Here is a 25640-nt window from a genome sequence, read left to right as displayed (position 1 = left end):
GCGGGGCAGGGTCGGGGGCCTTCCCGTCCCCCCGCCCCGGAGGTCAGCAGTGACCGCAGAACCCGAGACCACCGCCGTCCCCTCGCTCGACGACCTGCTCGCCGACTCCCCGACCAACTGGGGGAAGTGGGGCGACGACGACGAGGTCGGCGCGCTGAACTACCTCGGGCCCGAGCAGGTGCTCGCCGCCGTCGGCCTGGTCCGCCAGGGCAAGGTCTTCACGCTGCAGCGGCTCATCGGCGACCCGAAGGGCGACCCGGTGTGGCCCGGCCGCTCCCCCGCCGAGCGCACCCAGATCCTCGACGAGTCCACCTGGGACTCCGACGACGCGCCGCAGTACCCCGGCGGCCTGCACTACGCCGACGACAAGATCAACGCGTTCCTGCAGGGCTCCACGCAGTACGACGGGCTGGGCCACGTCTGGTACGGCGGGAAGATCTGGAACGGCTACGACGCCCGCACCACCGTCGGCGGGCTGGACAAGGCCAGCGTCGAGCCGATCGCCCAGCGCGGCGTCGTCGGCCGCGGCGTGCTGCTGGACATGGCCCGCTTCCGCGGCAAGCCCACCCTCGACAAGGGCGAGACGTTCACCCACGAGGACCTGCTCGCCTGCGCCGAGCAGCAGGGCGTGCAGATCAGGAAGCGGGACGTGCTGATCGTGCGCACCAACTTCCTGCAGCTGTTCTTCGAGCAGGGCGAGGCCTTCTACGAGGGCTTCAACGAGCCCGGCCTGGTCTACAGCCCCGAGCTGGTGCAGTGGTTCCAGGACATGGAGATCCCCAACCTGGTCACCGACACCATCGCCAACGAGGTCACCACCGACCCGAACAACGGCGTCGCGCTGGTGCTGCACAACGCGCTCATGCGCAACCTCGGGGTCACCCTCACCGAGATCGCCGACCTCGAGGCGCTGGCCGCCGACTCCGCCGAGGACGGCCAGTACGAGGGCCTCTACGTCGCCGCCCCGCTCAAGGTGCACAAGGGCAGCGGCTCCCCGGTCAACCCCGTCGTGATCAAGTGAGCCCCTCGTGAGCGCCTACGACGAGCGGCCCTGGCTGGCCCTCTACGGCGACCAGCCGGCCGACTACGAGATCGAGTTCCCCGACGCGCTGTCGATGTTCCGGGCCGGCGTGCAGCGCGACCCCGACGGTGACGCGCTGCGCTACTTCGACGGCACCGTCGTCCGCCGCGACCTCGACGAGACGACCGACGCGCTGGCCGCCGGCCTGCTGGCCAACGGGTTCTCCCCCGGCGACCGGCTGGCGGTCTACCTGCAGAACGTGCCGCAGTTCGTCATGGCCATGGTCGCCACCTGGAAGGCCGGCGGGGTCATGGTGTCGATCAACCCGATGAGCCGGAAGCGGGAGCTGTCCTACCTGCTCGCCGACTCCGGGGCGACGGTGCTGCTCAGCCTGGACACCCTCTACGACGAGGTGGCGCGCGAGGTCGTCCCGGACACCGACGTGCGGCTGGTGCTCACCACCAGCGGGCTGGACCTGCAGACCCGCGACGACGAGCGGCTGTTCGCCGGCGTCACCCGGCAGCGGCACGAGGGCACCACCGACCTGCTGGAGTTCGTCGAGGCCCACCGGGGGCAGACGCCGCCCCCGGTGACGCTCGGGCCCGACGACGTCGCGTTCCTGACCTACACCTCGGGGACCACGGGCGTGCCCAAGGGCGCGATGAACACCCACCGCAACGTCGTGTTCACCGCGCAGGTGTACCGGGACTGGGTGCACGCCGGGCGGGACGGGCCGGTGTTCGGCATCGCGCCGCTGTTCCACATCACCGGCCTGATCGGGCACGTCGCGGTGACGATGCTGGTGCCGGCGCCGCTGGTGCTCGCCTACCGGTTCGAGCCGCAGGTGGTGCTCGACGCGTTCCTCGAGCACCGCCCGGCGTTCACCATCGGCGCGATCACCGCGTTCAGCGCGCTGCTCAACGCCCCCGGGTTCAGCAAGGAGCACTTCGACTCCTTCACCTCGATCTACTCCGGCGGCGCGGCGATCTCCCCGGCCGCCGAGCGCGGGTTCTTCGAGGCCACCGGCAAGCAGGTGCACAACGCCTACGGCCTCACCGAGACGACGTCGCCGATGACGGTCACGCCCTTCGGGTCGCCGTCGCCGGTGGACCCGACCTCGGGCGCGCTGTCGGTCGGGGTGCCCGCGCCCAACACGGTCGTCCGGATCCAGGGCGACGACGGGCAGGACCTGCCGCTGGGCGAGGTCGGCGAGATCGTCGCCGAGGGCCCGCAGGTGGTGGCCGGCTACTGGGGCAAGCCCGAGGAGACGGCGGCCGGCCTGCCCGGCGGGGCGCTGAAGAGCGGTGACGTGGGGTTCATGGACCCGCAGGGCTGGGTGTTCATCGTCGACCGCAAGAAGGACATGATCAACGCCTCGGGCTACAAGGTGTGGCCCCGCGAGGTCGAGGACGTCCTGGCCGAGCACCCCGCCGTCCGGGAGTCCGCCGTCGTCGGCGTCCCCGACGAGAAGCGCGGGGAGACGGTCAAGGCGTTCGTCAGCCTCAGGCCGGGGGCCAGTGCCACCCCGGAGGAGCTGATCGCCCACTGCAAGGAGCGGATGGCCGCCTACAAGTACCCGCGCAGCGTCGAGCTGCTCGACGAGCTGCCCAAGACGGTGACCGGCAAGATCCTGCGCCGGGAGCTGCGGGGCAGCTGAGCCGGACCGGGGTCCCCGCCGCGGCGGGGACCCCGGTCAGCCGGCCGCCGCCGTCGTGCGCGCCGACCCGGTGTCCCCGCGCCGGGCGACCCGGGCGGCCCGGGCGCCGACGGCACCGGTGGCGACGACGGCGACGAGGAAGACGCCGTAGGCCCACACCCACCCGTCGTCGGTGTCCACCTCGGGCAGGTACCAGACCAGCGCCACGAGCTCGAGGACCCCGAAGACGGTGTAGGTGACCCCCGCGACGAACAGCCGGCTCAGGTCCCGCTCCCGGATGACCAGCGCCGCGGCCACGCCGAGGGCGATCATCCAGGCCCCGATCACCTGGGAGCTCAGCGGGGTGATCTCCCACGGCCAGAAGGACGTGACGGTCTGCACGTGGTGGTGCACGAACAGCCCGCCGGCGAACAGGACGCCGCCCGCCGCGAGCATCACCGCCCCCTCGACGGCCAGCAGGCCCGCCAGCCAGCCCGGCATCGGTGCCGGCACCGCCGGCCGCCCACGCCGGCGGACCTCCTGGGCGAGCACCACCGCCACGCACAGCGCCGGGATGACGAGGTAGACCGCCAGCCACACCCAGGCCGCCACGCGGGCGACCGGCCCGCCGGTCAGCAGGTGCAGGCGGTGGGTGTGGACGAGCGTCGCCACGCAGGTGACGAGGGTGAAGACGGTGACGGTGAGCACCGGGACCCGGATCCGGCTCCAGCGGTCCTCGCGCAGCGACAGCGCCGACAGCACCGCGCCGGCGCCGTAGGCCGCTCCGAGGAACGCGGCGGTCGGCTCGGCCCGGATGGTCCAGGCCCAGAAGCGGTCGGCCACGTCGGCGAGCACGAACAGCTGGTTGACGGCGAGGAGGGTGAGCACCAGGAAGGCCACCAGCAGACGCCTCGTGCCGGGGCGGATCGCCTCGGTCGGGTCCTGTGTCCGCTCGTCGACGTGCTCCATGGGTCGCGCCGGCCTCCCTGGCCCGGGTCCCCCTCCTGCGCCGGACACCGCGACCGGCGCCCCAGGCTGGCGCGTCCGCGCCGCGCGCGCCAGGGTCCATCGGCCCCGGTCGCCCGCGGGCCCGCCGGGGTCAGCCGGCCAGCGGGCGCAGGTTCTCCGTCCACACGTCCCAGCCCAGCCGCACGATCAGCGCGGTGACCACCACCAGGAACACGACGCGGATGAAGCCGGTGCCGCGGCTGGTGGCCGTCCGGGAGCCGACGTAGCCGCCGAGGGTGTTGGCCGCGCCCAGCGCCAGGCCCAGCCCCCAGACCACCGACCCGTGCGGCACGAAGAAGGCCAGCGCCCCGAGGTTGGTGGCGACGTTGACGATCTTGGCCTTGGCGCTGGCGTTGAGGAAGTCGTAGCCGAGCAGCGAGACCAGCGCGAACACCAGGAACGAGCCGGTGCCGGGTCCCAGGACGCCGTCGTAGAAGCCGATGACCGCCCCGACGGCCAGCGCGGTGCCGTGGTGGCGACGGCCGGTGTGCCGCAGCGCCGTCACCTCGCCCAGCGCCGGGCGGAACGCGGTGAACAGCGCGATGCCGACCAGCGCCACCACGATGACCGGCTTGAACACCTCCGCCGGCAGCAGCGCCGCCACCGACGCCCCGCAGAACGAGCCCACCAGGGCGACCGCGGCCATCGGCAGCGCGGTGCGCAGGTCGGGGTGCACCCGCCGCTGGTAGGTGATCGCGCTGGTGGTGGTGCCGAACACCGACGCCAGCTTGTTGGTGGCCAGCGCCTGCACCGGGGACAGCCCCGGGACCAGCAGCAGGGCCGGCAGCTGCACCAGCCCGCCCCCACCGACGACGGCGTCCACCCAGCCGGCCGTGAGCGCCGCGAGCAGGACCAGCGCGAGGACCGAGCCGGTCAGCCCCTCCGGCAGCCACGCCTCGCTCACCGGCCCGCCCCGGTCACCGGGCCGCCCGCCCGCACGCCGCCCCGCCTCGTCGTCACGGGGGACCAGCCTCCCCCAGGCCCGCCGGAGCGGAACCGGCGGGTCCGGGTCCGCTCAGGTGCGGCGGGCGGTCAGGTCGCGCACCTCGGCGTACCGCTCGCGGACGGCCGGGGTGGGGTCGGCCTCGTGCACCTCGGTGCCCGGCCGCGCCCACGCCGGCGGCTCGGCGTCGCCGGACAGCACCCAGGCGGCCTGCCGGGCGGCGCCGTCGGCCACGTACTCCCCCGGCGGCGGTACCAGCACCGGCACCCCCAGCACGGCCGGGGCGATCGCGCGGACCGCCGTCGACCGGGCGCCGCCCCCGACGAGCAGCACCCGCCGCACCTGCGCGCCGGTGGCGCGGACGGCGTCGAGCCCGTCGGCCAGCCCGCACAGCAGCCCCTCGACCGCGGCCCGGGCGAGGTGCGCCGGTGTCGAGGTGGCCAGCGTCAGCCCGTGCAGCGCGCCGGTGGAGTCCGGCCGGTCCGGGGTCCGCTCCCCCTCCAGGTACGGGACGAGCACCAGGCCGCCGGCGCCGGGCGGCGCCGACAGCGCCAGCCGCGACAGCTCCTCGTGGTCGACGCCCAGCAGCCGGGCGGTGGCGTCGAGGACCCGCGCGGCGTTGAGCGTGGCGACCAGCGGCAGGAAGCGGCCGGTGGCGTCCGCGAAGCCGGCGACCGCGCCGCTGGCGTCGGCGGCGGGGGTGTCGGACACGATCGACACGACGCCGGACGTGCCGACCGAGCAGACGACGTCGCCGGGCTCGGCGGCCAGCCCGAGCGCCGCGGCGGCGTTGTCCCCGGTGCCGGGGCCGAGGACGGCGCCGGTGGTGGACCTGCCGGCCGGCTCGGCCGGGCCGAGGACCCGCGGGACCACCGGGGTGCGCCCGAAGGCGCGCTCGAGCAGGTCCGGGCGGTACTCGCCGGTGGCCGCCGACCAGTAGCCGGTGCCGCTGGCGTCGCCGCGGTCGGTGACCAGCGCGTCGAGCGCGGGCCGGCCGGCCAGCACCCAGGTCAGCCAGTCGTGCGGCAGGCACACCGCGGCGGTGCGCGCGGCGTTGTCCGGCTCGTGCTCGGCGAGCCACCGCAGCTTGGTCACGGTGAACGACGCCACCGGCACCAGCCCGACGGCGTCGGCCCAGGCCGACGGCCCGCCGAGCTCGCGGGTGAGGTCGGCGGCGGCGCCGGCGGAGCGGGTGTCGTTCCACAGCAGCGCCGGCCGGACGACGGCGCCGTCCTCGTCGAGGCAGACCATGCCGTGCTGCTGCCCGCCGACGGCCACCGCCTCGACGTCGTCGAGCCCGCCGGCCGAGGCGACGGCGCTCTCCAGCGCACTCGCCCAGGCGGCCGGGTCGACCTCGGTGCCCTCGGGGTGCGGCGCCCGGCCCTCGCGCACGAGGGTGCCGGACGCCGCGTCCCGGACGACGACCTTGCAGGCCTGGGTGGAGGTGTCGACCCCCGCGACCAGCGTCATCGGTACTGCGTCGTCAGCCGCGGGCGCCGAGCAGGTGCTCGAGGGCCAGCTGCGACAGGCGGACCTGACCGCCGCGGCGGGCGCCGGCGGCCTCGGCGTCGAAGTCCTCGAACGCCGAGCGGTCGGCGAGCAGCTGGTCGAACGACTCGCCGTCGCCGAGGGTGGGCTGCGCCAGCTCGGGGACGGCGGCGTCGACGAGCGCCTCCTGCACCTCGGGGTCGGCGCGGAAGGCGGCGGCGCGCTCCTTGAGCAGCAGGTAGGTGCGCATGTTGGCCGCGGCCGACTCCCAGACGCCCGTCAGGTCCTCGGTGCGCAGCGGCTTGTAGTCGAAGTGCCGGGGGCCGTCGTAGGCGGGCCCGCCGCCCGGCCCGCCGTGCTCGAGCAGGTCGACGGTGGCGAAGGCGCTCAGCAGGTCGCCGTGGCCGAAGACCAGGTCCTGGTCGAAGCGCGGGCCCTTCTGGCCGTTGAGGTCGATGTGGAAGAGCTTGCCCTGCCACAGCGCCTGGGCGATGCCGTGCGTGTAGTTGAGGTTGGCCATCTGCTCGTGCCCGACCTCGGGGTTCACGCCGACGAGGTCGGCGTGCTCGAGGGTCGTGATGAAGGCCAGCGCGTGCCCGATGGTGGGCAGGAAGATGTCGCCGCGCGGCTCGTTCGGCTTGGGCTCCAGGGCGAAGCGCAGGCCGTAGCCGCGGTCCTCGGAGTACTGGGCCAGGGTGTCGATGCCCTCGCGGTAGCGGTCGAGCGCGGCGCGCAGGTCCTTGGCGCTGTCGACCTCGCTGCCCTCGCGGCCGCCCCACAGCACGTAGGTGGAGGCGCCCAGCTCGGCGGCGAGATCCATGTTGCGCATGACCTTGCGCAGCGCGAAGCGGCGGACGCCGCGGTCGTTGGCGGTGAGCGCGCCCTCCTTGAACACCGGGTGGGTGAACAGGTTGGTGGTGACCATCGGCACGACCGTGTTCGTGTCGGCCAGCGCCTGCTTGAACCGCTCGATGGTCTTGGTCCGGGAGGCGTCGTCGCTGCCGAACGGGATGACGTCGTCGTCGTGGAAGGTCACGCCGTAGGCGCCGAGCTCGGCGAGCTTCTCGACGCTCTCGACCGGGTCGAGAGCCGGGCGGGTGGCGTCACCGAACGGGTCGCGGGCGGTCCAGCCGACGGTCCACAGACCGAAGCTGAACCTGTCCTCGCGGGTGGGCTGCAGGGGCATGGGGATCCTTCCGCCGGGTACCGGGGCGCTCGTCCGGGTGACGCGGGCCACCGCTTTTGTGCTCCGGTAGAACATAAACGATCCGCGCCGATAACCTCAACCCGTGGACGACGGCCGCGCGACGACCGGCGCCCGGCAGTCGACGCTGCGGGCGACGAACCTGGCGCTGGTGCTGCGCGCGGTGTGTGCCGATCCCGGTGAGCTGTCGCGGGCCGGTGTCGCGGCGGCGCTGGGCACCGCCCGGGGCACCGCCGCCCGCCTGGTCGACGAGCTGGTCGCCGGCGGCCTCCTCGACGAGGTGGAGCGCGGGCCGGCCGCGCGCCGCGGCCGGCCGGCCACCCCGCTGGCGCCGGGCTCCCGCCCGGCCGGGCTCGGCATGCAGGTCGACGCCGGGCTGGTCGCCGTACGGGTGCTCGACCTGCGCGGGCGGACGGTGGCCGAGCGGCTGCACGAGGAGGACCTGCGCGGCAGCGACCCGGGGACCACGCTGGCCCTGCTCGGCCGGCTGGGCGCCGAGGTCCTCGCCGGGCTGCCCGACGGCGTCCGGGTGGTGGGGGCGGGGCTGGCGCTGCCCGGCCTGGTCGACGCCGGCCGGGGCCTGCTGCTGCGCGCGCCCAACCTCGGCTGGTCGCGGGTGCGCCCCGCCGAGGTGCTCGCCGGGCTGCTCCCGGGCGCGCCGGTGCCGGTGCCGGGCAACGAGGCCGACCTGGCCGCGCGCAGCGTGGCCGAGCACGCGCCGGGCCGCCCGGGGCCGCACCGGGACTTCGTCTACCTGTCGGGCCAGATCGGCATCGGCGGCGCCGCGGTGCTGGCCGGGCGCGTGATGACCGGCAGCTCCGGCTGGGCCGGCGAGATCGGTCACGTCTGCGTCGACCCGGCCGGACCGGACTGCCCGTGCGGGTCGACCGGGTGCCTGGAGCGCTACGCCGGCCGGCTGGCGCTGCTGGCCGCCGCCGGGGTGCCCGCCGACGCCGGCCCCGCCGAGCTGCGGTCCCGGGCCGAGGCCGGCGACCCCGGCGCCCGCCGTGCCCTCGACGGCGCGGCGTGGGCGCTCGGCGTCGCGCTGGCCGGGGTGGTCAACGTGCTCGACATCCCGACGGTCGTCCTCGGCGGGCACCTCGCCGAGCTCACCGCCCTGCTGCGCCCGCGGCTGGAGGAGCACCTGGCCCGGCGGGTGCTCTCGGCCCGGTGGCGCCGGCCGGAGGTGGCGGCGGGCGGCACCACGCCGGCCGCGGGGGCGACCGGTGCGGCGCTGCGCGCCCTCGACGCGGTGCTCGAGGACCCGGTGCGGTGGCTGGGCGGGAGCCCTCAGCCGGTGTAGTTGACGTGCACGTGGTCGTAGTGGTTGGCCGTGGCGCTGCCCCGGTCCTCCATCTGCGACCACGAGCCGCCGGGCGAGGAGAGCATCTTCTGCTCGTAGATCAGGTAGTCGACGCCGAGCTCGTCCCAGTGGGCGATGTGGTACTGCACGATCGCGTCGCCGAGGGCCGTGTCGCTCATGACCATGTAGTCCAGGGCCAGGCCCGAGGGGTGCCCACCGGGGTCGGTGGCGCTGGCGCGGGTGCCGCCGAGGGTGATCGACGCGGCGCCGGGGACGTTGCTGACCACGGCGTCGGCGGCGGCCTGCACCACCGCGCGCACGGGGCCGGAGGTGTTGGTGATGCGGGCGACCCGCGACGCCGTGGTGCCGGTGGCCGACGACGAGGACGACGCCGACGAGGACGACGACGCGGCCGGGGCGGTCCCGCCGGACTCCTGCTCGGCCGCGGCGGCCTGCTCGGCCTGCTCGGCCTCCGCGGCGGCCTGCGCCTGCGCGGCCTCGGCGGCGGCCTGCGCCTCCGCGGCGGCCTGCGCCTCCGCCGCCGCCTGGGCCTCCGCGGCGGCCTGCGCCTCGGCGGCGGCCTGGGCGTCGCGTGCGGCCTGGTCGGCGCCGGCCTGCGCCTGCGCGGCGGCGGCCTCGGCGGCCTCGCGGGTGCCGCGGCTGGCCGCAAGGGCCGCCAGCGGCTGCAGGTCCTCCGGCTGCACCGGGGGCGCCTCGGCGGCCGGGCCGGTCCGCGCGGGCAGGCCGAGCGCCTGGGCGACGGTCACCGTCTCCGACGTCCCGGCCTGCGCCTCGGCGGCCGGGTCGGGGGCGACGAGCACGTTGGCCAGCAGCGCGCCGGCGGCGGCCACGCCCAGGAGCAGGGCGGGACGGCGGACGGGCGGGCGGCGGCGCGCGGGTGCGTCGGCAGGAACGCGGATCTCGGTGGTGGCGGCGTCCGTGCCGGTGGTGCGGGCGTCCATGCGGGGGTGTGCTCCAGGGGGAGGGCACGGCGCGGCCGGGGCGGCGCCGTGGAGGGGTGCGGGCAGGAGGCGGCACGGCCGTCGCGCGGCACGCGGGCGCACCGGCGGGCACCGCCCGGGCAGGGGCGGGGCGCGGTGCGGCGTCGGGGACGGCCGGGCGCGGTCAGATGCGGGAGCGCACCCGGGTGCGGCGGAGCCGGCGGGGTGGTGCGGTCGTGCTGCAGAAGCGCGCCATCCGGCGGCTCTCCGTTTCTCCCGATGGCCGCCTACCGGGTCAGCTGACGGGTTCGGGCGGGAAGCAGCCCTACCCGCGGCCGGACGGCGTCCGGCGTGCGGGATTCACCCCAGTGGTGCGGTGGGTCCCCGGCTCGCCCGGAGGGCGACTCGGCGGCATCCGTCCGGACTCCCCGGACGGGGACGCGACGACCGGTCGGACGGCGGCCACGGTAATGGCCGTTACCGGTCCGTGACAATCTCGGCAGGGGGGAGCGTGACGAGCGTCGCGTTCCCTCCCGGCGTGTCGCCGGGCGGAGGCCGGGCCGGCGGCTCAGCTGCCGAGCAGCCGGCGCAGCCAGTCGACCTGGGTGCGGACCGACCACAGCGCGACCCGGCCGGGCACGGTCACCGCGGCGCGGGCCAGCCGCGCGCCCAGCCGCAGCAGGTCGGCGTACTCGGCCGGGCGGGGTGCGGGCGCGACGGGGCCGGCGGGCCCGCGGCCGGTGTCCCCGGGGGGTGACGGCGGCGGCCCGGTCGGCGGCTCGGGGACGGGCTCGGTCCACGCCTCGGCGTCGGGGGTCCCGGTCGCGGGCACCAGCAGGTCCAGCGCGGTGCGGCGGCGGGGGTCGCGCAGCGAGGCGAAGGAGGGGATGGCCGGGGAGTCCGGGCCGCCGTCGTCGTCGGCCGGCGGCGCGAGCCGGTCGTCGCGCCCCGGCGTCGCGGCGCGGGGCAGGGTGGCGGGCGGCTCGGGCACGACCCGGCGGATCGCGGTGACCAGTCCCGCACCGAGGCCGGGCACGGCGGCGAGCTCGCGGCGGGTGAGGGCGGCGAGCGCGGCGACGTCGGTGATGCCGGCGCGGGTGAGCGCGGTGACCGCCCGGGTGGGCAGGCCCAGCGTCTCGATCGTCCCGGCCGTCGCGTCCCCGGGTGAGCTGGTCGGCATGGCGGAGGACCCTAACCGCCGTCGCTCAGCCGGCCGCGCCGGTGTCGGGGGCCGGCGGGGTCCCGGCCGGTGCCGACGGCGTCGCCGACCCCGACGGCCCCACGGACGACGACGGGGACGACGGCGGCTCGGACGTGTCCGGGTCCGACGCCCCGGGCTCCGTGGGCGCGGGGTCCGACGGCTCCGTGGGCGCCGTGTCCGTGGGCGTCGGGTCGGTCGGCTCCGAGGGCGGGGTCCCCGTGGGCGGGGTGCCGGTCGGCGCGGTGTCGGTCGGCGCGGTGTCGGCCGGCGCGGTGTCGGTCGGCGCGGCGTCGGTCGGCGCGGTGCCCGTGGGCGCGGCGTCGGTCGGCGCGGTGTCCGTGGGCGCGCTGCCGGTCGGCGGGGTGGCCGTCGGGGCGCTGCCGGTCGGCGCGGTGTCGGTCGGCGCGCCGTCGGTCGGCGCGGTGTCCGAGGGCGCGGTCTCCGGAGGCGCGGTGCCCGAGGGCACGGTCTCCGGAGGCGCGGTCGCCGACGGTGCGGCGGGCGGCCCGGACAGCGCGCCCTCGGACGCCGTTCCACCCGCGCTCCCGGCCGGCGCCCCGCCGCCGGGCGCCGGGGCCGGTGCCGAGGGTGCGGCGGCGACGACGAGCGTGACGACGTCGCCGCGCTGCAGCGGGACGCCCACGGGGTCGAGGTCGGCGACCGTGCCGGGCTCGACGGCCGTCGTCTCCTCGGTCCGCTGCTCGACGGTGAGCCCGAGCGCGGTGAGGTCCGCGGCGACCTCGTCGGCGGGGCGGCCGACGTGGTCGCTCGCCGTCAGGACGACCGCGGTGGCCGCCGCCGCGCTGCCCCCGGCACCGGCGCTGGTCTCCGCGGCCTGCGCAGGAGGCCGCCCGCCGTCCGAGCCGCCCCGCCACAGCACGACCGCCAGCAGGCCCACCAGCAGCAGCGCGAGCACCGGGGTCAGGACGAGCAGGCGCGCGCGCCGGCGGGCCGCCGCGTCACCGGACGCGGGGGCGGCCGGCACCTCCGCCGTCTCCGCGGGGTCGGTCGCGACGGCGCGGGCCGGCGGCGGGGCGGGCGGCGCCGGCCGGGCGGCCTGCTCGATCGTCTGCTCGACGGCGGCCAGGAACGCACCGGCGTCGGGCAGCCGCGCGGCCGGGTCCTTGGCCAGCGCGGCGCCGATGAGCGAGCGGACGCGCGGCGGCACGTCGTCGGGCAGGGGCTGGGGGTCCTCGCGGACCTGCTTGAGCGCGACCGTCACCGGGTTGGTGCCGTCGAACGCCGCGTGCCCGGTCAGGGACTCGTAGCCGACCAGGCCCAGCGCGTAGACGTCGCTGGCGGGGCTGACCCGCTCGCCCGCGGCCTGCTCGGGGGACATGTAGCGGGCGGTGCCGACCACCTGGCCGGTGCCGGTCAGCGGCACGCTCTGCGCCGACCACGCGATGCCGAAGTCGGTGAGCTTCACCCGCCCGTCGGGCCGGACCAGGATGTTGGCCGGCTTGACGTCGCGGTGCACCAGGCCCGCGCGGTGCGCCTCGGACAGCGCCGCCGCGGTCTGCCGGAGCACCGACAGCGCGGCGTCGGGCTCCAGCGGCCCGTCGACGGCCAGCAGCTCGGACAGCGGCGCGCCGTCGACGAGCTCCATGACCAGGTAGGCCAGGTGCTCACCGGTGCCGGCGTCGTCGGACTCGCCGTAGTCGAGGACCGCGGCGATGTTGGGGTGGCTCAGCGCCGCCGCGTGCCGCGCCTCGCACCGGAACCGCTCGAGGAAGACGGGGTCGTCGGCGTACTCGCTGCGCAGCACCTTGACCGCGACCGGCCGCAGCAGCAGCTGGTCGCGACCGCGCCACACCTGGCCCATGCCGCCGGTGGCGATGAGCTCCTGCAGCTCGTAGCGGTCCCCCAGCGTCTGCCGGCCGGTCCCCAGCGAGGTCACGTCCCTGGCTCCGTCCCGTGCTGTGCCCGCGAGGCCCGTCCTCCGGATGCCTGCCCCGGCGGGGCGCCTGCGGTGCGCCCGGGCCCGTCCGCCGGGGCACCTCCCTCCGGTTCCCGCTGGTCACGGTCCTCAACCCCTCCGGAAGGGGGCCGTCCTCGGACACCGGTGCCGCGGCTCCACGCGGAGGTCGACCGGGGGACCGGCGATCAGGCGGCGGGTGCGGGCGGCGCAGCCGGTCGGCTCCCGCCCGCCCGCAGGCGCCGCAGCAGGACCGGGACGACCTCCGCGGCGGCGGTGCCGGCGGCGGCCCAGGCGAGGACGACGAGCCACGACAGCGGGTCCAGCGGCGTGCAGCCGAAGAAGCGGCTGATCCCCGGCGTCTGCACCACCAGGGCCAGCACGGCCAGCGAGGCGGCCGCGGTGGCGAGGACCAGCGGACTGCGGCGGCCGGCCCAGGCGGTCTGGCCCAGCTGGGTGGCGATGAGCGCGGCCAGCCCCGCCGTGCTGGCACGCCGCCTCGACATCGACAGCCACGCGGTGGCCCACGCGCCCGTCGCGCCCGCGGCGGTGGCCGCGCCGCGGACGGCGACCTGGCGCCGCACCGCCTGGGTGAAGCCGCGGTGCGGCCCGGCGCGCAGCACCGGCGCCAGCGGGTGGCCGGCCAGCGGCCCGTCGTCCTCGCCGGCGGCGGCCGCCCGCGGCCGGGCGACGGCGACGGCCAGCGCCGGGAACATGTCGGTGAGCAGGTTGACCAGCAGCAGCTGGCGGGTGCCGATCGGCGCGCGCCCGCCCAGCGCGGTGCCGAGCACGGTGAAGGTGACCTCGCCGGCGTTGCCCCCGACGAGGACGGCGACGGCGTCGCGCACGCGCGACCACAGCGCCCGCCCCTCGGCGACCGCGTCGACCAGCCGGGTCAGGTCGAGGTCGGTGATCACCAGGTCGGCGGCGCTGCGGGCGGCGGGCGACTCGGCGCCGGCCACGCCCACCCCGACGTCGGCCAGGCGGATCGCGGCGGCGTCGTTGACCCCGTCGCCGGTCATCGCCAGGGTGGCCCCGGCGCGGCGCAGCGCGCCCACCAGCAGCACCTTGTGCTCGGGGGTGAGCCGGGCGAACACCGCCGACCCGCCGACCAGGCGCGCCCGCTCCCGCTCCGACGCCCGCGCCAGCTGCGCGCCGGTGACCACCCGGTCGGCGTCGGGCACGCCGGCCTGCGCCGCGATCGCCGCCGCGGTCTCGGGGTGGTCGCCGGTGGCCACCAGCACCCGGATGCCCGCGGCACCCAGCTGCTCGACCGCTGCCGCCGACGAGTCGCGCACCGTGTCCGCCAGGCCCACCAGCCCGCGCAGGGTCAGCCCGGTCGCCGCCCCCTCGAGGTCCTCCGGCCGCCCCGCCAGCTCCCGGTCGGCGACGGCGAGCACCCGCAGCCCCTCGCAGGCCAGCTCCTGCACCCGGGCGGCCGCGTCGCCCGCGTCGGTGCACAGCCGGAGCACGACCTCCGGCGCGCCCTTGACCACCAGCCGGCCCGAGCGCAGCGCCGCGGAGAAGCCGCGCCCGGTCGCGAAGGGCACCGAGGCCTCCGGCTCCCCGTCGCACGCCACGCCGCGACGGTCGGCGGCGGCCACGACGGCGCGGTCGGTCTCGTGCGCCTCGGTGTCGCCGGTGCCCACCCCGGCCGCGGCGAGGCGGAGCAGGCCGTCCTCACCGTCCCCGCCACCGTCCCCGCCACCGTCCCCGCCACCGTCCCCGCCGCCGGGCAGCGGCAGCAGCCGCACCACCTGCAGCCGGTTCTCCGTGAGGGTCCCGGTCTTGTCGAAGCAGACGGTGTCCACCCGCCCGAGCGCCTCGAGGACGCGGGCACTGCGCACCACGGCCCCGCGCCGCGACAGCCGCCGGGCCGCGGCCTGCTGCGCCACCGTGGCCACCAGCGGGAGGCCCTCGGGGACGGCGGCGACCGCGACGGCGACCCCCGCGCTGACCGCCTCGCGCAGCGGCCGCCGCCACAGCACGCCGAGTGCGGTCACCGCGGCACCGCCGGCCAGCGTGAGCGGCAGCACCGACCGGGTGAGCTCGGCGAGGCGGGCCTGGACGCCCGCCGCCGGGGCGGAGCCCCCGGCCGCCCGCGCGGCCCGCCCGGCCTGGGTGGCCGACCCGACGGCGACGACGACGGCGCGCCCGCTGCCGGCGACCACCGTCGTCCCGTCGAAGAGCATGCAGCGCCGGTCGGGGACCTCCGCGCCCGGAGTCGCGGCGACGGACTTGGCCACCGCCAGCGACTCGCCGGTCAGGCTGGACTCGTCGACCTCGAGGTCCTCGCTGTCGAGCAGGCGGGCGTCGGCGGTCACGACGTCGCCGGAGGCCACGTGGACCACGTCCCCGACCCGCAGCGCACCCGCCGGGACCTCCTCCGGCCCGCCGTCGGTCTCCCGGCGCACGCAGGCGTCCTGCTCGAGCAGCAGCGACTCCAGGGCCGTCTCCGCGCGCATCCGCTGGACGGCCCCGAGCAGGGCGTTGCCGACGGTGACCCCGCCGACCAGGAACGCGTCCGCGGTTTCGCCGAGGACGGCGGTGGCGCCGGCGCCGGCGCCGAGGACGGGGGTCAGCGGGTCGGCGAGCTCGGCGGCGACCGTGCGCCCGAACCGGACCGGCACCCGGACGGCCGCCACGCCGGTCCCCCGGCGCCACGCCCGCGCCAGCGGCCCGGGCGGCGCGTCGTCGGCCCGGGGCAGCTCCGCGAGCCGGCGCAGGACGTCGTCGGGGTCGAGGGCGTGCCACGGGGTGTGCACCGACGGCGAGGGGGGCGGGCGGCGCGCGGCCCGGACCGCCGTCACCGTGCCGTCGGCCATCGTCCACACCGTCGCCGTCTTGCCCGGCGTCGTCGCCCGCCGCTGCCCGGCGCGGGCCGACCCGACGGCGGCCAGCAGGCCACCCAGGACGTTGCCGGTCAGCGCGCTCTGCACCGAGCGGCGGGCGACCGCCCGCGCGTCGGTCACGGCCCGGACCAGCCGGCAGGCGTCGGCCAGGCCGGACCCGGTCACCAGGTCCGCGCCCCAGGCGGGCGAGCGGTCCGGCCGGACGGGGGCCAGCGCGACGTCGGCGGCGAGCAGCGCGGCGGTGCCGGCGGCGGCGACGAGCAGCACGCCGCGGCCGTCGGCCTGCAGGCGGCGCACCACGGAGTGCAGTGACTCGTCCTGCGGCGCCACCTCGTCGGCGAGCCCGGCGACCTCCCGCGCGCCGGCGTGGGGGGTGAGCACCAGGCGGGACCCGGTCGCGGCCGCGGTGGTCAGCAGCGCCTCGGCGTGCGGGTCGAGCTCGGGGGCGACCAGGACCGTGCCGACCCGGCGGCGCCGGTCGTACAGCGTGCGCAGCGACGCGCCCGGCGCGTCCGGGGCCTCCCGGGGGTCGCCGAGCCGGGTCCCACGCCCGCCGTCCCCGTCCCCGTCCCCGTCGTCGGCGAGCAGCCGGGACGCAGCGGTCCAGACGGCGGCGTCGTCCCACCCGTCCGCCTCGGCGGTCGCCTCCAGGACGACCGGCGGGCCGGTGCACAGCGTGCCGCCGTCGACGACGACGCAGTCGACGCGGTGGAGGCGGCGGTAGGCCGTGCCGTCGAGGGGCAGCACGCCGGACCGGCACATGAGGAGGTCGAGCGTCGCGGCGAAGGACTCGTGGCCCTGCAGGGCGGCCTTCGGCGAGAGCGCCTTGACCAGGTCGGCGGAGCGGCCGGGCCGGCCGGTGAGGGCCAGGACGGTCAGCGCGAGCGCGGTCGTCGTCGGTCCCAGCCGCGACTGGTAACGGCCGACGGCCCCCGGCGCCAGCGGGACCGGGCGCCGCCCGGGGTCGGCGGGGTCGGGGTCGGCGGCGTCCGGCTCGGGGCGGCACAGCTCCTCCTCGCGCCGCCGCCACACCTGGCGCCGGGCGCGCACCTCCAGCACCTGCTGGGCGGAGGCGGCCGCGTTGATCGCGGGGACCGTCGGGCTCTGGGTGGCCGAGTGCAGCACCGCCGAGAGCCCCTCGAGGACCAGCCGGGCGCCGAACCGGCCGACCCGCCGCACGAGCAGCTCGGTGAACCAGTCCTGCGTGTCGAGCAGCGTGACCGCCAGCGTGGCGTGCCGGCTGAGGGCGGGGATCGGCAGCGCCCGGCCCGTGAGCGCGGCGGCGACGCCCAGCGCGTCGACCGCCGCCGCGGCCGCCGCGGCCAGCAGCGGCTCGAGGTCGGCGGGGTGGTCGGCCGGCTCGGGCAGCACGTCGTGCCGGCGCCCGGCGGCCTGCACCGACCGGACGCTCTCGACGACGTCCTCCACGTCGACCCGCCGCTGGTCGACGCCGACCAGCACCCGGCCCAGGACGTCGTTGACCGTCGCCCACTGCACGCCCTCCAGGCGCTCGAGCTGCCGGCGCAGCGCGTGCCGGGCCTCGGGCGGGTCGTCCGGGGACGGCGCGGGGACCTCGACCTGCACCAGCCCCCGGTCGGCCCACACCCGTGGCGTCCGGCGGCGGTGCGCCGGCTCGAACACGCCCGTGACGGCCCCGGCGAGGTCGCGCACCCGCCCGGTGGGCAGCGGGTCGGCGCCGGTCACCAGCGTGCCGACCGCGCGGGCGCCGGACACGGCCGCCTGCGCGAGGTCGACCGGCCGCCCGGCCACGCGGGAGGTCAGCCCCGACGCCGTCCGGACCGCGGCCCGCGAGGAGCCGGCCAGCAGCCCGGCGGTGACCAGGGCGGGCGTGGCCGCCACCTGCACGCCGGCGACCGCGGCGCGGGCGGTGGCCGACAGGGCGCGCCGGGCGGGAACGGCCCGGCGCAGCACGCTCACCCGGCCGCTCCGGCCGCTCCGGCCGCTCCGGCCCCCGGGTGCCGCTCTCCGGTCACCGCCCACCTCCTGTGACCCCGGTCACCATCCTCTCCCGGACCGGGTCCGTCCACATCCCCCCGGGGCGCGCCCGTCCCGGCCGGCGAACGCGCTCAGGACCAGACGCCGTGCAGCCCCCGGACGAGCCGGTCGAGGTCGGAGGTCCCGGGCTCGTCGCCGTTGCAGGAGACGGCCAGCGCGGTGTGCCGGTCGGCCGACACCGCGAACCACGCGAGGAACCCGGCCCAGGAACCGGAGTGCTCGAGCGCCCCGTCGGGGTGCACGTTGATCCCCGCGGCGTAGCCGTAGCCGCCGGCGACCACGGCCGGGTCGTCGAGCTGCGCGTCGAGCAGGTCCTGCCCGCCGAGCCGACCCGTGCGGTACACGTCGGCCCAGCGCACCAGCTCCGACGGTGTCGTCTGCACCGAGCCGTCGCCGACCTGCAGGAAGCGCGAGCCGGCGGGCCGCCACGCTCCGCTGGAACTGTCCCGCACGTGGCCCCGGGCCGAGGACGGGTCGGTGGCGTCGGGGTCGGCTCCGGCGGGGTCGACGACCGCGTCCAGGCCCAGCGGCTCGAACACGCGCGCGCGGAGGAACGCCGGCAGGGGCTCTCCCGAGGCGTTCCGGACCACCTCGGCGAGCAGGACGTAGTTGGAGTTGGAGTAGTCGAAGGAGGTGCCCGGCGGTCGCACCGTCGCGGCGTGCGAGGCGATGGTCTCGAGGGCCTGCTGCTGGGTGGTGCGCTCGCCCGGCTCGATGCCGGCCGCGGCGAAGTCGGACAGGTAGTCGGGGATGCCACTGGTGTGGTGCACCAGGTGGTCGAGGGTCACCGCGCCGCCCCAGCCGGGCAGCCCGGGCACCCACCGGGACACCGGGTCCTGCAGCGTCAGGACGCCGTCCTGCTCGAGCAGGAGCACGGCCGTCGCGGTGAACTGCTTGCTGACCGAGCCCACGTCGAACGTGGTCCCCGTGGTGAGCGGGCGGCCGGTGCGGAGGTCGGCCGCGCCGCGCGCACCGGCCCACACCACCTCGCCGTCGATGCCGACCGCCGCCGAGCATCCCGGCTCGTCGGCCGCCAGCACCTCCCGGAGCAGCGCGTCGCTGCGCGCGGCCCGCTGGCCGGTGTCGGTGGCGGTGGCCGGTGCCGGGGTCGGTGGCCCGGCGGTGCAGGCGCCGGCGAGCAGGACCGCGACGACCACCGCGGCTCCCCGACCGTGGCGCGTCATCCGGCGTCGGCCCAGGACCGCACGACGGCGACGTCGAGCGGGAAGTCCACCGGGAAGTCGCCGAACAGCAGCCGGCCGGCCGCGGCGGCGGCCTGCCGCACCTGCTCGGCGACCTCGTCGGCCAGGGGTGCCGGCGTGTGCACGACGACCTCGTCGTGCAGGAAGAACGCCAGGTGCGGGCGCCGGTCGAGCCGGCCCTCGCCGAGGCGCCACAGCCGGTTGCGCAGGTCGGCCAGCCAGCACAGCGCCCACTCCGCGCCGGTGCCCTGGACGACGAAGTTGCGGGTGAACCGGCCCCAGGAGCGGCGGGCGCGGTCGGTGTCGCGGCCGCCGGGCTCGGGGGCCTCGCCGAGGTCGGCGTCCCGCTGCGCCCACGCGCCGCGGGGCGACGGCGAGCCGCGGCCGAGCAGGGTGGACACCACCGCGCCCCGCTCGCCGGCCCGGGCGGCGTCCTCGACCAGGCCGATCGCGCGCGGGTAGCGGCGGGCCAGACGCGGCATCACCCGCCCGCTCTCGCCGCGGGTGCCGCCGTAGAGGGCGCCGAGCACGCCGACCTTCGCCTCCGCCCGGGTGGCCACCACCCCGGCGGCCACCATGCCGGCGTAGAGGTCGGCGGCCCGCGCGGCCTCGGCGAGCGCGCCGTCGCGGCTCATGCCGGCGAGCACCCGGGGCTCGAGCTGGGCGACGTCGGCGACGACCAGCCGCCACCCCTCGTCGGCGACCGCCGCCGGGCGCACCTGCACCGGCACCGACAGCGCGCCGCCGCCGGAGGAGGCCCAGCGGCCGGTGACCACGCCGCCGGGGAGGAACACCGGACGGAACCGGCCGTCGTGCACCCAGGTGTCCAGCCACGACCAGCCGTTGGCCGCCAGCAGCCGGGCCAGCCGCTTGTACTCCAGCAGCGGCGCCACGACCGGGTGCTCGACGCGCTCCAGCGTCCACGAGCGGGTGTCCTCGACCGGCAGCCCGGCGGTCTGCAGCGCGCGCAGCACCGCGGCGGGCGAGTCGGGGTTGAGGTCGGGGGCGCGCAGCGCGGCGCGCACCTCGCCGGCCAGCCGCTCGAGCACCGGCGGGCGCAGCCCGGGCGGTGGCCGGTCGCCGAGCAGCGCGGTCAGCAGGCGGCCGTGCTCGTCGACCCGCCAGGGCAGCCCGGCCCAGGTCATCTCCGCGGCGGCGAGCGCCCCGGAGGACTCCGCGGCCAGCAGCAGCCCGAGCCGGCCGCGGTGGGCCGACGCGGCGACGGCGGCCTGCTGGCGGCGGTGCTCGGCGACGGGGTCGAGGGCGTCGGCGGGGTCGGCCAGGTCGAACAGCGCCGGGTCGTCCGCGGTCACCGGCTGCAGCGCCGCCCAGCCGGGGTCCGCCGCCGGCACGGGACCGGCCAGCGGGGAGCGGCGCAGCACCGCGGCGGCCAGCCGCAGGTCGGTGCAGCGCTGCACCCGCACGCCGGCGTCGAGCAGCGCCGGGTACCAGCGGGTGGTGTCGTCCCACACCCAGCGCACCGGCGCCGCCCGCTCCCGCGCCGCGACCCAGCCGGGCAGCTCGTCGGGCGCGAGCCGGGTGACCGCGCCGGGGGTGCCGTCGTCACCGCACGCGGTGGCCGTCACCGCCGCCCCGTCGCGGCGCAGCAGCACCCGGTCCACCCGAGCAGTCTCGCCGACGGGCACGACAGCGCCGGGGACCCCGGGCGCGCAGACTGGCGGCGTGCCCGTCTCCGCCGTGACCCGCCGCGGCGTGGTGCGCCTGCTCGCCACCTCCGCCGGGCGGGTGCTGGTCCTGGCCGGGGAGGTCGACGCCGCCGCGGTGGAGGCGTTCTGGCGCTGCTACGGCCGCGAGCCGGTGCGGGTCGACGTCGTCGACGCCCGCTCGCTCACCGCGCTGTCGCCGTCGGGCCGGGAGCTGCTGGCCGGCACGCTCGAGGAGGCGGAGTGGTGCGGCCGTCCGGTTGCGCTGCGCTGCGCCCCCGACGTCGCCCGCGCGGTCGCCGGGATCGGCTGACGGAGCCGTCGTACTGGGGGGTCGCTCACGTGCCGGCCCCCGGGCCGGCCGGCTCGGGCCACCCGGCCAGGGAACCGATCGAGACGAGCGCGAGCCGGGCGCCGGTGAGCGACCCGGTGCCGGTGCCGTCGGTGACCTCGAGCCGCCACGGCGCACCGGCCTGCCGGGGCCGCCGGGAGCCGGTGCCCGGCACCGCGCGGACCACCTGCCAGGACCGGACCGGCAGCTCCCGGGGCGGCCGTCCCGGCGCGACCGCCCAGACGCCCTCCCGTGCGGCCGCCACCGGCTCGCCCGGGGCGGGTGAGGGCCAGTGCAGCCGCACGGACCCGAGGTCCCGGTGGGCGGCCGGGTCCGCGGGCACCGTCCACGTCGGCCGGCGGGCGCCGGCGGCAGCGTCCGCGCCCAGGGTGACCACGGTGGAGACGGCGTGCAGGACGGCGCGGAGCACCCGCCCCGCGCGGGCCTCGGGCGGAGCGTCCTCGACGGTCCACCCGACCAGGCCGCGCAGCTGTGCCTCGCTCACCCGGACGGCCTGCCCGACGACCTGCCGGGGCACCGTCCCCGCACGCCGGCGTCCCTCGGGGACGCGCCCGGCTCAGGACCGGTGGCGGGCGGCGTGCGCCGCGCGCTCGGGCACCGGGGCGCGGCGCCAGCCGGCCGCCCCGGTGAGCACGATCGCGACGGTCGCGGCGACGTAGAGCCAGGCCACCGGCCGGTCCCACGCCACGTGCTCGCGGTGCAGCAGCACCACCAGCAGCTCCAGCGCGCCGAAGACGGTGTAGGCGATCGCCGCGGTGCGCATCCGCTCCAGGTCGCCGGCCAGCGCGGCCAGGGCCGTGGCGAGGCCGAAGGCGACCAGCCAGGCGCCGACCACCCGGCCGGTCAGCGGGGTGAGCGTCCAGGGCCACAGCGTCTCGGCACTCGACGGCGCGACGGAGATCGCGGCGCCCACGGCGAAGAGCACGATCGACTCGACGGCCAGGGCCGCCCGCAGCACGACCGGCACGGGGAACCGCCGCGGCGGGTCGGTGCCCGGTGCCCGCTCCTGGAAGGCGAGGACGGCGAGGATCCCGAGCGGGATGAGCACGTACACCCCGGTCCAGAACCACGCCGCGCCGCGCGCCAGGGCCGGCGAGTCGGCGAACTCGGCGGCGAAGTGGAAGCGGTCGGCGTGCACCAGCGTGGCGACCAGCGTCAGCAGCGTGAAGACCAGGATGGTGAGCACGGGCACCCGGCTGTGCGCCCACACCGGGTCGCGCAGCGACAGGACGACGAGGGTGAAGCCGGCCGCGTAGCCCGCACCGAGGAAGGCGGCGGTCACCGGCGGCTGGATGGTCCAGGCGAAGGCCTCGTCGGTGCGGGTGGACAGGACGAACAGCGCGGTGAACCCGAGCGCGGTCAGCACGCTGAAGACCAGCAGCAGCCCGCGCATGGCCGGCAGCAGCTCGCGGCGACGGTCGGCGGTCGGGCGCACGGCCGTGGTGACAGGGTCCACCGGAGGACCTCCGAACTCGGTGCTCTCCCCCGTGCGCGGCCCATTGGAGCACCGGAGCGCGGGCCTGTCACCGGAGTTGCGCCCGCCGCCGGCCGTCCCGTCGGACGTGGCCGACGACACGGCCCCGGTTCACCCGCCGTTGGGCGTGGTGACACCGCCCTGCAACGGGGCGCGGGGACCGTGGGACCCGTCCGGACGACGACGTCCCCGATCGAGAACCTCCCTGGAGACGCCATGGACAGCACCGCCACCACCGCCCGCCGGCCCGCCGCGCTCGCCACCCGCACCCGCGCGTGGCTGCGCCGCCTCGACACCTACACCCTCGAGGTCTTCAACCCCGGCGTGCCCTACCGCCCCCGTCCCGACCGGGGCTGACCCGCCCGGGGGACCGCCCCGGCCGCGCCCCCGGCCGGCCGGGGCGGCCGCCGTACGCTGGTCGGACCCGACGGAGGAGGCACCGGGGATGGCGGCCGACGACGGCGCGAGCGCGCCCCAGTCCCAGACGCTCGACCGGGGCCTGCGGATCCTCGAGCACCTCGCCACCGCCGCCGCGCCCCAGCCCGTCGCCGAGGTCGCCGCCGCCGTCGGGCTGCACCGCTCCATCGCCTACCGCCTGCTGCGGACGCTGGAGGACCACCAGCTCGTCGAGCGCGACACCGCCGGCCGCTACCGCCTGGGCCTGGGGATGGCCGCGCTCGCCCGCGGGGTGCGCACCGACCTGCAGGCCGCCGCCCTCCCCCGCCTCGACGCCCTCGCCGCCGAGCTCGGCATGACGGCGTTCCTCGTCGTCCGCGCCGGCGACGAGGCGGTGACCGTGGTCAGCGTCGAACCGCACGACACCACCGCCCACGTGGCCTACCGCCCCGGCACCCGCCACCCCGTCGACCGCGGCGCCCCGGGGCTGGCCCTCCTCCTGCCGCAGCCGCCCTCCCCCGGCGACCGCGCCGAGCTCGTCGAGGCCCGCCGGCTGGGCTGGGCGAGCTCGTACGGCGAGGTGATCCCCGGCCTGCGCTCCGTCGCGGCGCCGGTCCTCGGTCCCGACGGCGGCGCCCGCGCCGCGATCGCCGTGGTCCACGTCGACGACGGCGCCGACACCGACCGGGTGGGCCGCACCGTGGCCGCCGCCGCCGCGCAGGTCGCCGCCGCGCTGCGCTGAGACCGGGCAGCCCGGGTGCCGGCGTCAGCCGCCCGGCGTCAGCCGCTCGCTGTCACCGGGCGAGCAGCCGGAGGAGCGAGCGCAACCGCGCCAGACCGGCGCCGGTGGCCGCCGGGTCGTCGAGGCACACCTGCTGGAACACCATCCCGTCGACGGCGGCGAAGAGCAGGTGCACCAGCGCGTCGTCCGCGTCGACGCCCGCCGCGGCGAGCTCCGCCCGCAGTGCCGCCCGGTAGGTCGCATGGACGTGTTCCACCTGCGGGCGCAGTTCCGGTCGACGCCGCGCCTCCAGGATCAGCTCGTACCGGAACGCCTGGTCGTCGGGGTCGGTCTGCACCATCTCGACGACCCGGCGAACAGCGCGTCGAGGTCCCCGCTGCCCGGGTCGGCGCTGATCGAACCGACGCTGTTGGCCAGGGAGAACTCCAGCGCCACCGCGAGCAGCGCGTCACGGGTACGGCCCTTGTCGTGGCGGTCGTGGGGCCCGCCGCTGACGGATGGTCAGGCGACTACGAAGAACTTCTTGAACGGCGACAGAGTCCGCCATGTAGCGGTGAAACCGTCGGGAAGTGAGACCACGTTGCCCGGGGTGAGTCGGATCTTCGCCCCATCGGAGGTCTCCAGTTCGGCCTCACCTTCGAGGACGTGGATGGTCTCGCTGCCGGCCACCGCGTAGGGCAGCTCGGCGCCCTCCACGGGGCCGATCCGCCAGATGCCGGCGGCCAGCACGCCCTGGGGACGCTGGCTCTGCACCAGCCAGTGGACCTCGCCGAGCTTCTGGCCCTGGACGACGAACGGCTCCCAGGTCTCGGGGGTGACGGTGGCCTGCGCAACGGTGCTGGTGGTCATGTCCTTCTCCTCGTTCTCCGGGGTGGGGGTGGTGCCGGTCGGGTCGGCCCAGGAACGGACCGTGGCCGCCGCGTCGAGACCGCTCTGGATGGCGCCGTCGACAAAGCCGGCCCAGCCGTCGGCGTAGTCGCCGCCGGCGAACAACAGCCGCCCGTGCGGACGGCGCAGCTGCGCCCATCCACCGGTCAGCTGGCCGGTGCGGAAGGTGGCCCAGGTCTCCCGGCTCAGCGGATCGGCGACCCAGTCGTAGGTGACGGACTCGACGACCTCGATGTCGGGGATCCAGCCGCGCAGGATCTCCTGGACGGCATCGGCGTCGTTGCCGTCGAACGCGGCGGCGTCGGGTCCGAAGCCGACGATGATGCTGGTGCCGTCCTCGAGGTGGTACTCCGGCCAGGCGAAGTTCAGCGGGTGGCCGGAGGGCGCCTGGACGAGGAAGGAGCGGTGCCCGCGGATCCTGGCCCAGATCTTGGTGCCTGTGGAGTTGAGGCCGGTCTCGACGAACTCGGCCTCGGCAGCGGGCAGCGGCGGGTCGAAGGTGATGCCGCGCAGCGCGTTCACCGGTGCGGTGACGATGACGGCGTCGGCGGCGAGGACCTCCCCGTCGGTGGTCCGGACCTGAGCGCCGTCCTTGAGGTAGCTGATCGCCTCCACCTGGGTGCCGAGGGTGACGGTACCGCGGACGTCGGCGGCAATCCGCTCGTACAGCCCACGCATCCCGTCGGCGAGCTTGTAGGCCAGCGTCGTGTCGTTGAGCAGGTCGAAGTCGTTGCCCGCCAGCGCGAACCAGCGCAAGGCCATGGTGGCTGACCCCGTCTGCGAGCTGCCGTTGAAGCAGGCCGTCCAGAACGCGTCGGCGAGGTCGATCTCCTCCCGGCTGAGACCGGACTCCCGCAGGCGCTCGATCAGTGGCTGCTGGTCGAGGGCGAGGAACTCCTCGCGCCGCTTGCGGCCGTCCTCGTCCGCGGCGTCCAGCACAGCGAGCACGTCGTGCGGCTCGGGGAAGTACCTGGCCGAGCCGGCGACCACGGCTTCATGCGCCCGGGCGCCGCGTTCGGCCAGCTCCTCGGGCGAACCCTCGACGAGCTCGCCGTCGGCGATCCAGTAGGCATGCTCGGGGATCGGGCTGCGCACGATCTTCTGCCGGTAGCGGGTGATCTCGGCCCAGATGTGCGGCTGGAGCCAGTGCACCCACGTGCCACCCATCTCGAGCTGGTGGCCGAGGCGGTGGTCGGTCCAGGTGCGCCCGCCGATGCGGTCCCGGGCCTCCAGCACGGTCACGCGGTGACCGGCCGCACCCAGCTCCCGGGCGGCCACCAGCCCGGCGAATCCGGCGCCCACGACGATGACGTCCAACTGCGTGTTCATGACGGGCCTTCCTGGGCCGGTGGGTCGAACGACCGAAGGTTCGTCGCCCGGCCTCGTTGGCGAGG

The 25640-nt window shown here is 77.4% G+C and carries 19 protein-coding genes, 1 pseudogene and 1 riboswitch; of the genes and pseudogenes, 6 read left to right on the top strand and 14 right to left on the bottom strand.

Annotated elements, in window-relative coordinates; translation table 11 throughout:
- Window positions 1–49 precede the first annotated feature (49 nt).
- Together CHC04_RS09030 and CHC04_RS09025 are read left to right on the top strand one after the other, a co-directional pair.
- Window positions 50–1021 carry a cyclase family protein gene (locus CHC04_RS09030; protein WP_089403594.1) on the top strand — a complete coding sequence of 324 codons (972 nt, stop codon included), beginning with the start codon at window positions 50–52 and terminating at the stop codon, window positions 1019–1021.
- 7 nt (window positions 1022–1028) lie between these two features.
- Window positions 1029–2678 carry an AMP-binding protein gene (locus CHC04_RS09025; RefSeq protein ID WP_089403593.1) on the top strand — a complete coding sequence of 550 codons (1650 nt, stop codon included), beginning with the start codon at window positions 1029–1031 and terminating at the stop codon, window positions 2676–2678.
- 36 nt (window positions 2679–2714) lie between these two features.
- Here the strand turns inward: CHC04_RS09025 and CHC04_RS09020 are convergent, their stop codons facing one another.
- From CHC04_RS09020 to xylA, 4 genes are all read right to left on the bottom strand, one after another.
- The gene (locus CHC04_RS09020; protein ID WP_141233747.1) at window positions 2715–3626 is read right to left on the bottom strand and encodes a hypothetical protein; all 912 of its coding nucleotides are present in this window, start codon (window positions 3624–3626) and stop codon (window positions 2715–2717) included.
- A gap of 130 nt (window positions 3627–3756) precedes the next feature.
- The gene (locus CHC04_RS09015) at window positions 3757–4569 is read right to left on the bottom strand and encodes a sulfite exporter TauE/SafE family protein (protein ID WP_217897267.1); all 813 of its coding nucleotides are present in this window, start codon (window positions 4567–4569) and stop codon (window positions 3757–3759) included.
- 111 nt (window positions 4570–4680) lie between these two features.
- Window positions 4681–6078 carry a xylulokinase gene (xylB, locus tag CHC04_RS09010; protein WP_089403591.1) on the bottom strand — a complete coding sequence of 466 codons (1398 nt, stop codon included), beginning with the start codon at window positions 6076–6078 and terminating at the stop codon, window positions 4681–4683.
- A 13-nt stretch (window positions 6079–6091) separates the two neighbouring features.
- Window positions 6092–7282 carry a xylose isomerase gene (xylA, locus tag CHC04_RS09005; protein ID WP_089403590.1) on the bottom strand — a complete coding sequence of 397 codons (1191 nt, stop codon included), beginning with the start codon at window positions 7280–7282 and terminating at the stop codon, window positions 6092–6094.
- Window positions 7283–7385: 103 nt separating this feature from the next.
- On the opposite strand from xylA, the gene CHC04_RS09000 reads away from it, so the two are divergent.
- Window positions 7386–8603: an ROK family transcriptional regulator gene (locus CHC04_RS09000; protein WP_089403589.1), complete on the top strand. Its 1218-nt coding sequence runs from the start codon at window positions 7386–7388 to the stop codon at window positions 8601–8603.
- On the opposite strand, the gene CHC04_RS08995 is transcribed toward CHC04_RS09000, so the two are convergent.
- From CHC04_RS08995 to CHC04_RS08970, 6 genes are all read right to left on the bottom strand, one after another.
- Window positions 8591–9565 (bottom strand): VldE C-terminal domain-containing protein, encoded by a 975-nt coding sequence (locus CHC04_RS08995; RefSeq protein ID WP_089403588.1) that lies wholly within the window; start codon window positions 9563–9565, stop codon window positions 8591–8593. The two genes, CHC04_RS09000 and CHC04_RS08995, sit on opposite strands and share 13 nt — an antisense overlap.
- 247 nt (window positions 9566–9812) lie before the next feature.
- Window positions 9813–9965: riboswitch (cyclic di-AMP (ydaO/yuaA leader) on the bottom strand.
- 147 nt (window positions 9966–10112) lie between these two features.
- Window positions 10113–10724, bottom strand: a complete 612-nt coding sequence (locus CHC04_RS08990) for a DNA-directed RNA polymerase subunit alpha C-terminal domain-containing protein (RefSeq protein WP_089403587.1) — start codon at window positions 10722–10724, stop codon at window positions 10113–10115.
- 25 nt (window positions 10725–10749) lie between these two features.
- Window positions 10750–12642, bottom strand: coding sequence for a serine/threonine-protein kinase (locus CHC04_RS25240; protein WP_281252210.1), 1893 nt, complete (start codon window positions 12640–12642; stop codon window positions 10750–10752).
- Between the two features lie 206 nt (window positions 12643–12848).
- Window positions 12849–17450, bottom strand: a complete 4602-nt coding sequence (locus tag CHC04_RS08980; RefSeq protein ID WP_089403586.1) for an HAD-IC family P-type ATPase — start codon at window positions 17448–17450, stop codon at window positions 12849–12851.
- A gap of 149 nt (window positions 17451–17599) precedes the next feature.
- On the bottom strand, window positions 17600–18685 hold the full coding sequence (locus tag CHC04_RS08975; RefSeq protein ID WP_176449911.1) for a serine hydrolase domain-containing protein: 1086 nt from the start codon (window positions 18683–18685) through the stop codon (window positions 17600–17602).
- A 23-nt stretch (window positions 18686–18708) separates the two neighbouring features.
- The gene (locus CHC04_RS08970; RefSeq protein WP_089403584.1) at window positions 18709–20352 is read right to left on the bottom strand and encodes a bifunctional 3'-5' exonuclease/DNA polymerase; all 1644 of its coding nucleotides are present in this window, start codon (window positions 20350–20352) and stop codon (window positions 18709–18711) included.
- Window positions 20353–20413: 61 nt separating this feature from the next.
- Here CHC04_RS08970 and CHC04_RS08965 point away from each other — a divergent pair, with 61 nt between their 5' ends.
- On the top strand, window positions 20414–20707 hold the full coding sequence (locus CHC04_RS08965) for a hypothetical protein (RefSeq protein WP_089403583.1): 294 nt from the start codon (window positions 20414–20416) through the stop codon (window positions 20705–20707).
- Between the two features lie 25 nt (window positions 20708–20732).
- Here CHC04_RS08965 and CHC04_RS08960 read toward each other — a convergent pair whose 3' ends face one another.
- Together CHC04_RS08960 and CHC04_RS08955 are read right to left on the bottom strand one after the other, a co-directional pair.
- Window positions 20733–21230: a hypothetical protein gene (locus CHC04_RS08960; RefSeq protein ID WP_141233746.1), complete on the bottom strand. Its 498-nt coding sequence runs from the start codon at window positions 21228–21230 to the stop codon at window positions 20733–20735.
- 72 nt (window positions 21231–21302) lie between these two features.
- The gene (locus CHC04_RS08955) at window positions 21303–22202 is read right to left on the bottom strand and encodes a hypothetical protein (protein ID WP_089403581.1); all 900 of its coding nucleotides are present in this window, start codon (window positions 22200–22202) and stop codon (window positions 21303–21305) included.
- 234 nt (window positions 22203–22436) lie between these two features.
- Here CHC04_RS08955 and CHC04_RS24075 point away from each other — a divergent pair, with 234 nt between their 5' ends.
- The gene (locus CHC04_RS24075; RefSeq protein WP_176449910.1) at window positions 22437–22577 is read left to right on the top strand and encodes a hypothetical protein; all 141 of its coding nucleotides are present in this window, start codon (window positions 22437–22439) and stop codon (window positions 22575–22577) included.
- A gap of 88 nt (window positions 22578–22665) precedes the next feature.
- A complete protein-coding gene (locus CHC04_RS08950; protein ID WP_089403580.1) occupies window positions 22666–23358 on the top strand; it encodes an IclR family transcriptional regulator in 693 nt (230 codons plus the stop codon).
- A 52-nt stretch (window positions 23359–23410) separates the two neighbouring features.
- On the opposite strand, the pseudogene CHC04_RS08945 reads toward CHC04_RS08950, so the two are convergent.
- Window positions 23411–23713: pseudogene (locus tag CHC04_RS08945) on the bottom strand (hypothetical protein); the annotation flags it as partial.
- Window positions 23714–23859: 146 nt separating this feature from the next.
- On the bottom strand, window positions 23860–25575 hold the full coding sequence (locus CHC04_RS08940) for an FAD-dependent oxidoreductase (protein WP_281252209.1): 1716 nt from the start codon (window positions 25573–25575) through the stop codon (window positions 23860–23862).
- Window positions 25576–25640: the final 65 nt, after the last annotated feature.

The organism is Geodermatophilus saharensis (genome assembly GCF_900188205.1).
In the GTDB taxonomy this organism is placed as follows: Bacteria; Actinomycetota; Actinomycetes; order Mycobacteriales; family Geodermatophilaceae; genus Geodermatophilus; species Geodermatophilus saharensis.
This window is presented reverse-complemented; position numbering and strand designations above follow the sequence as displayed.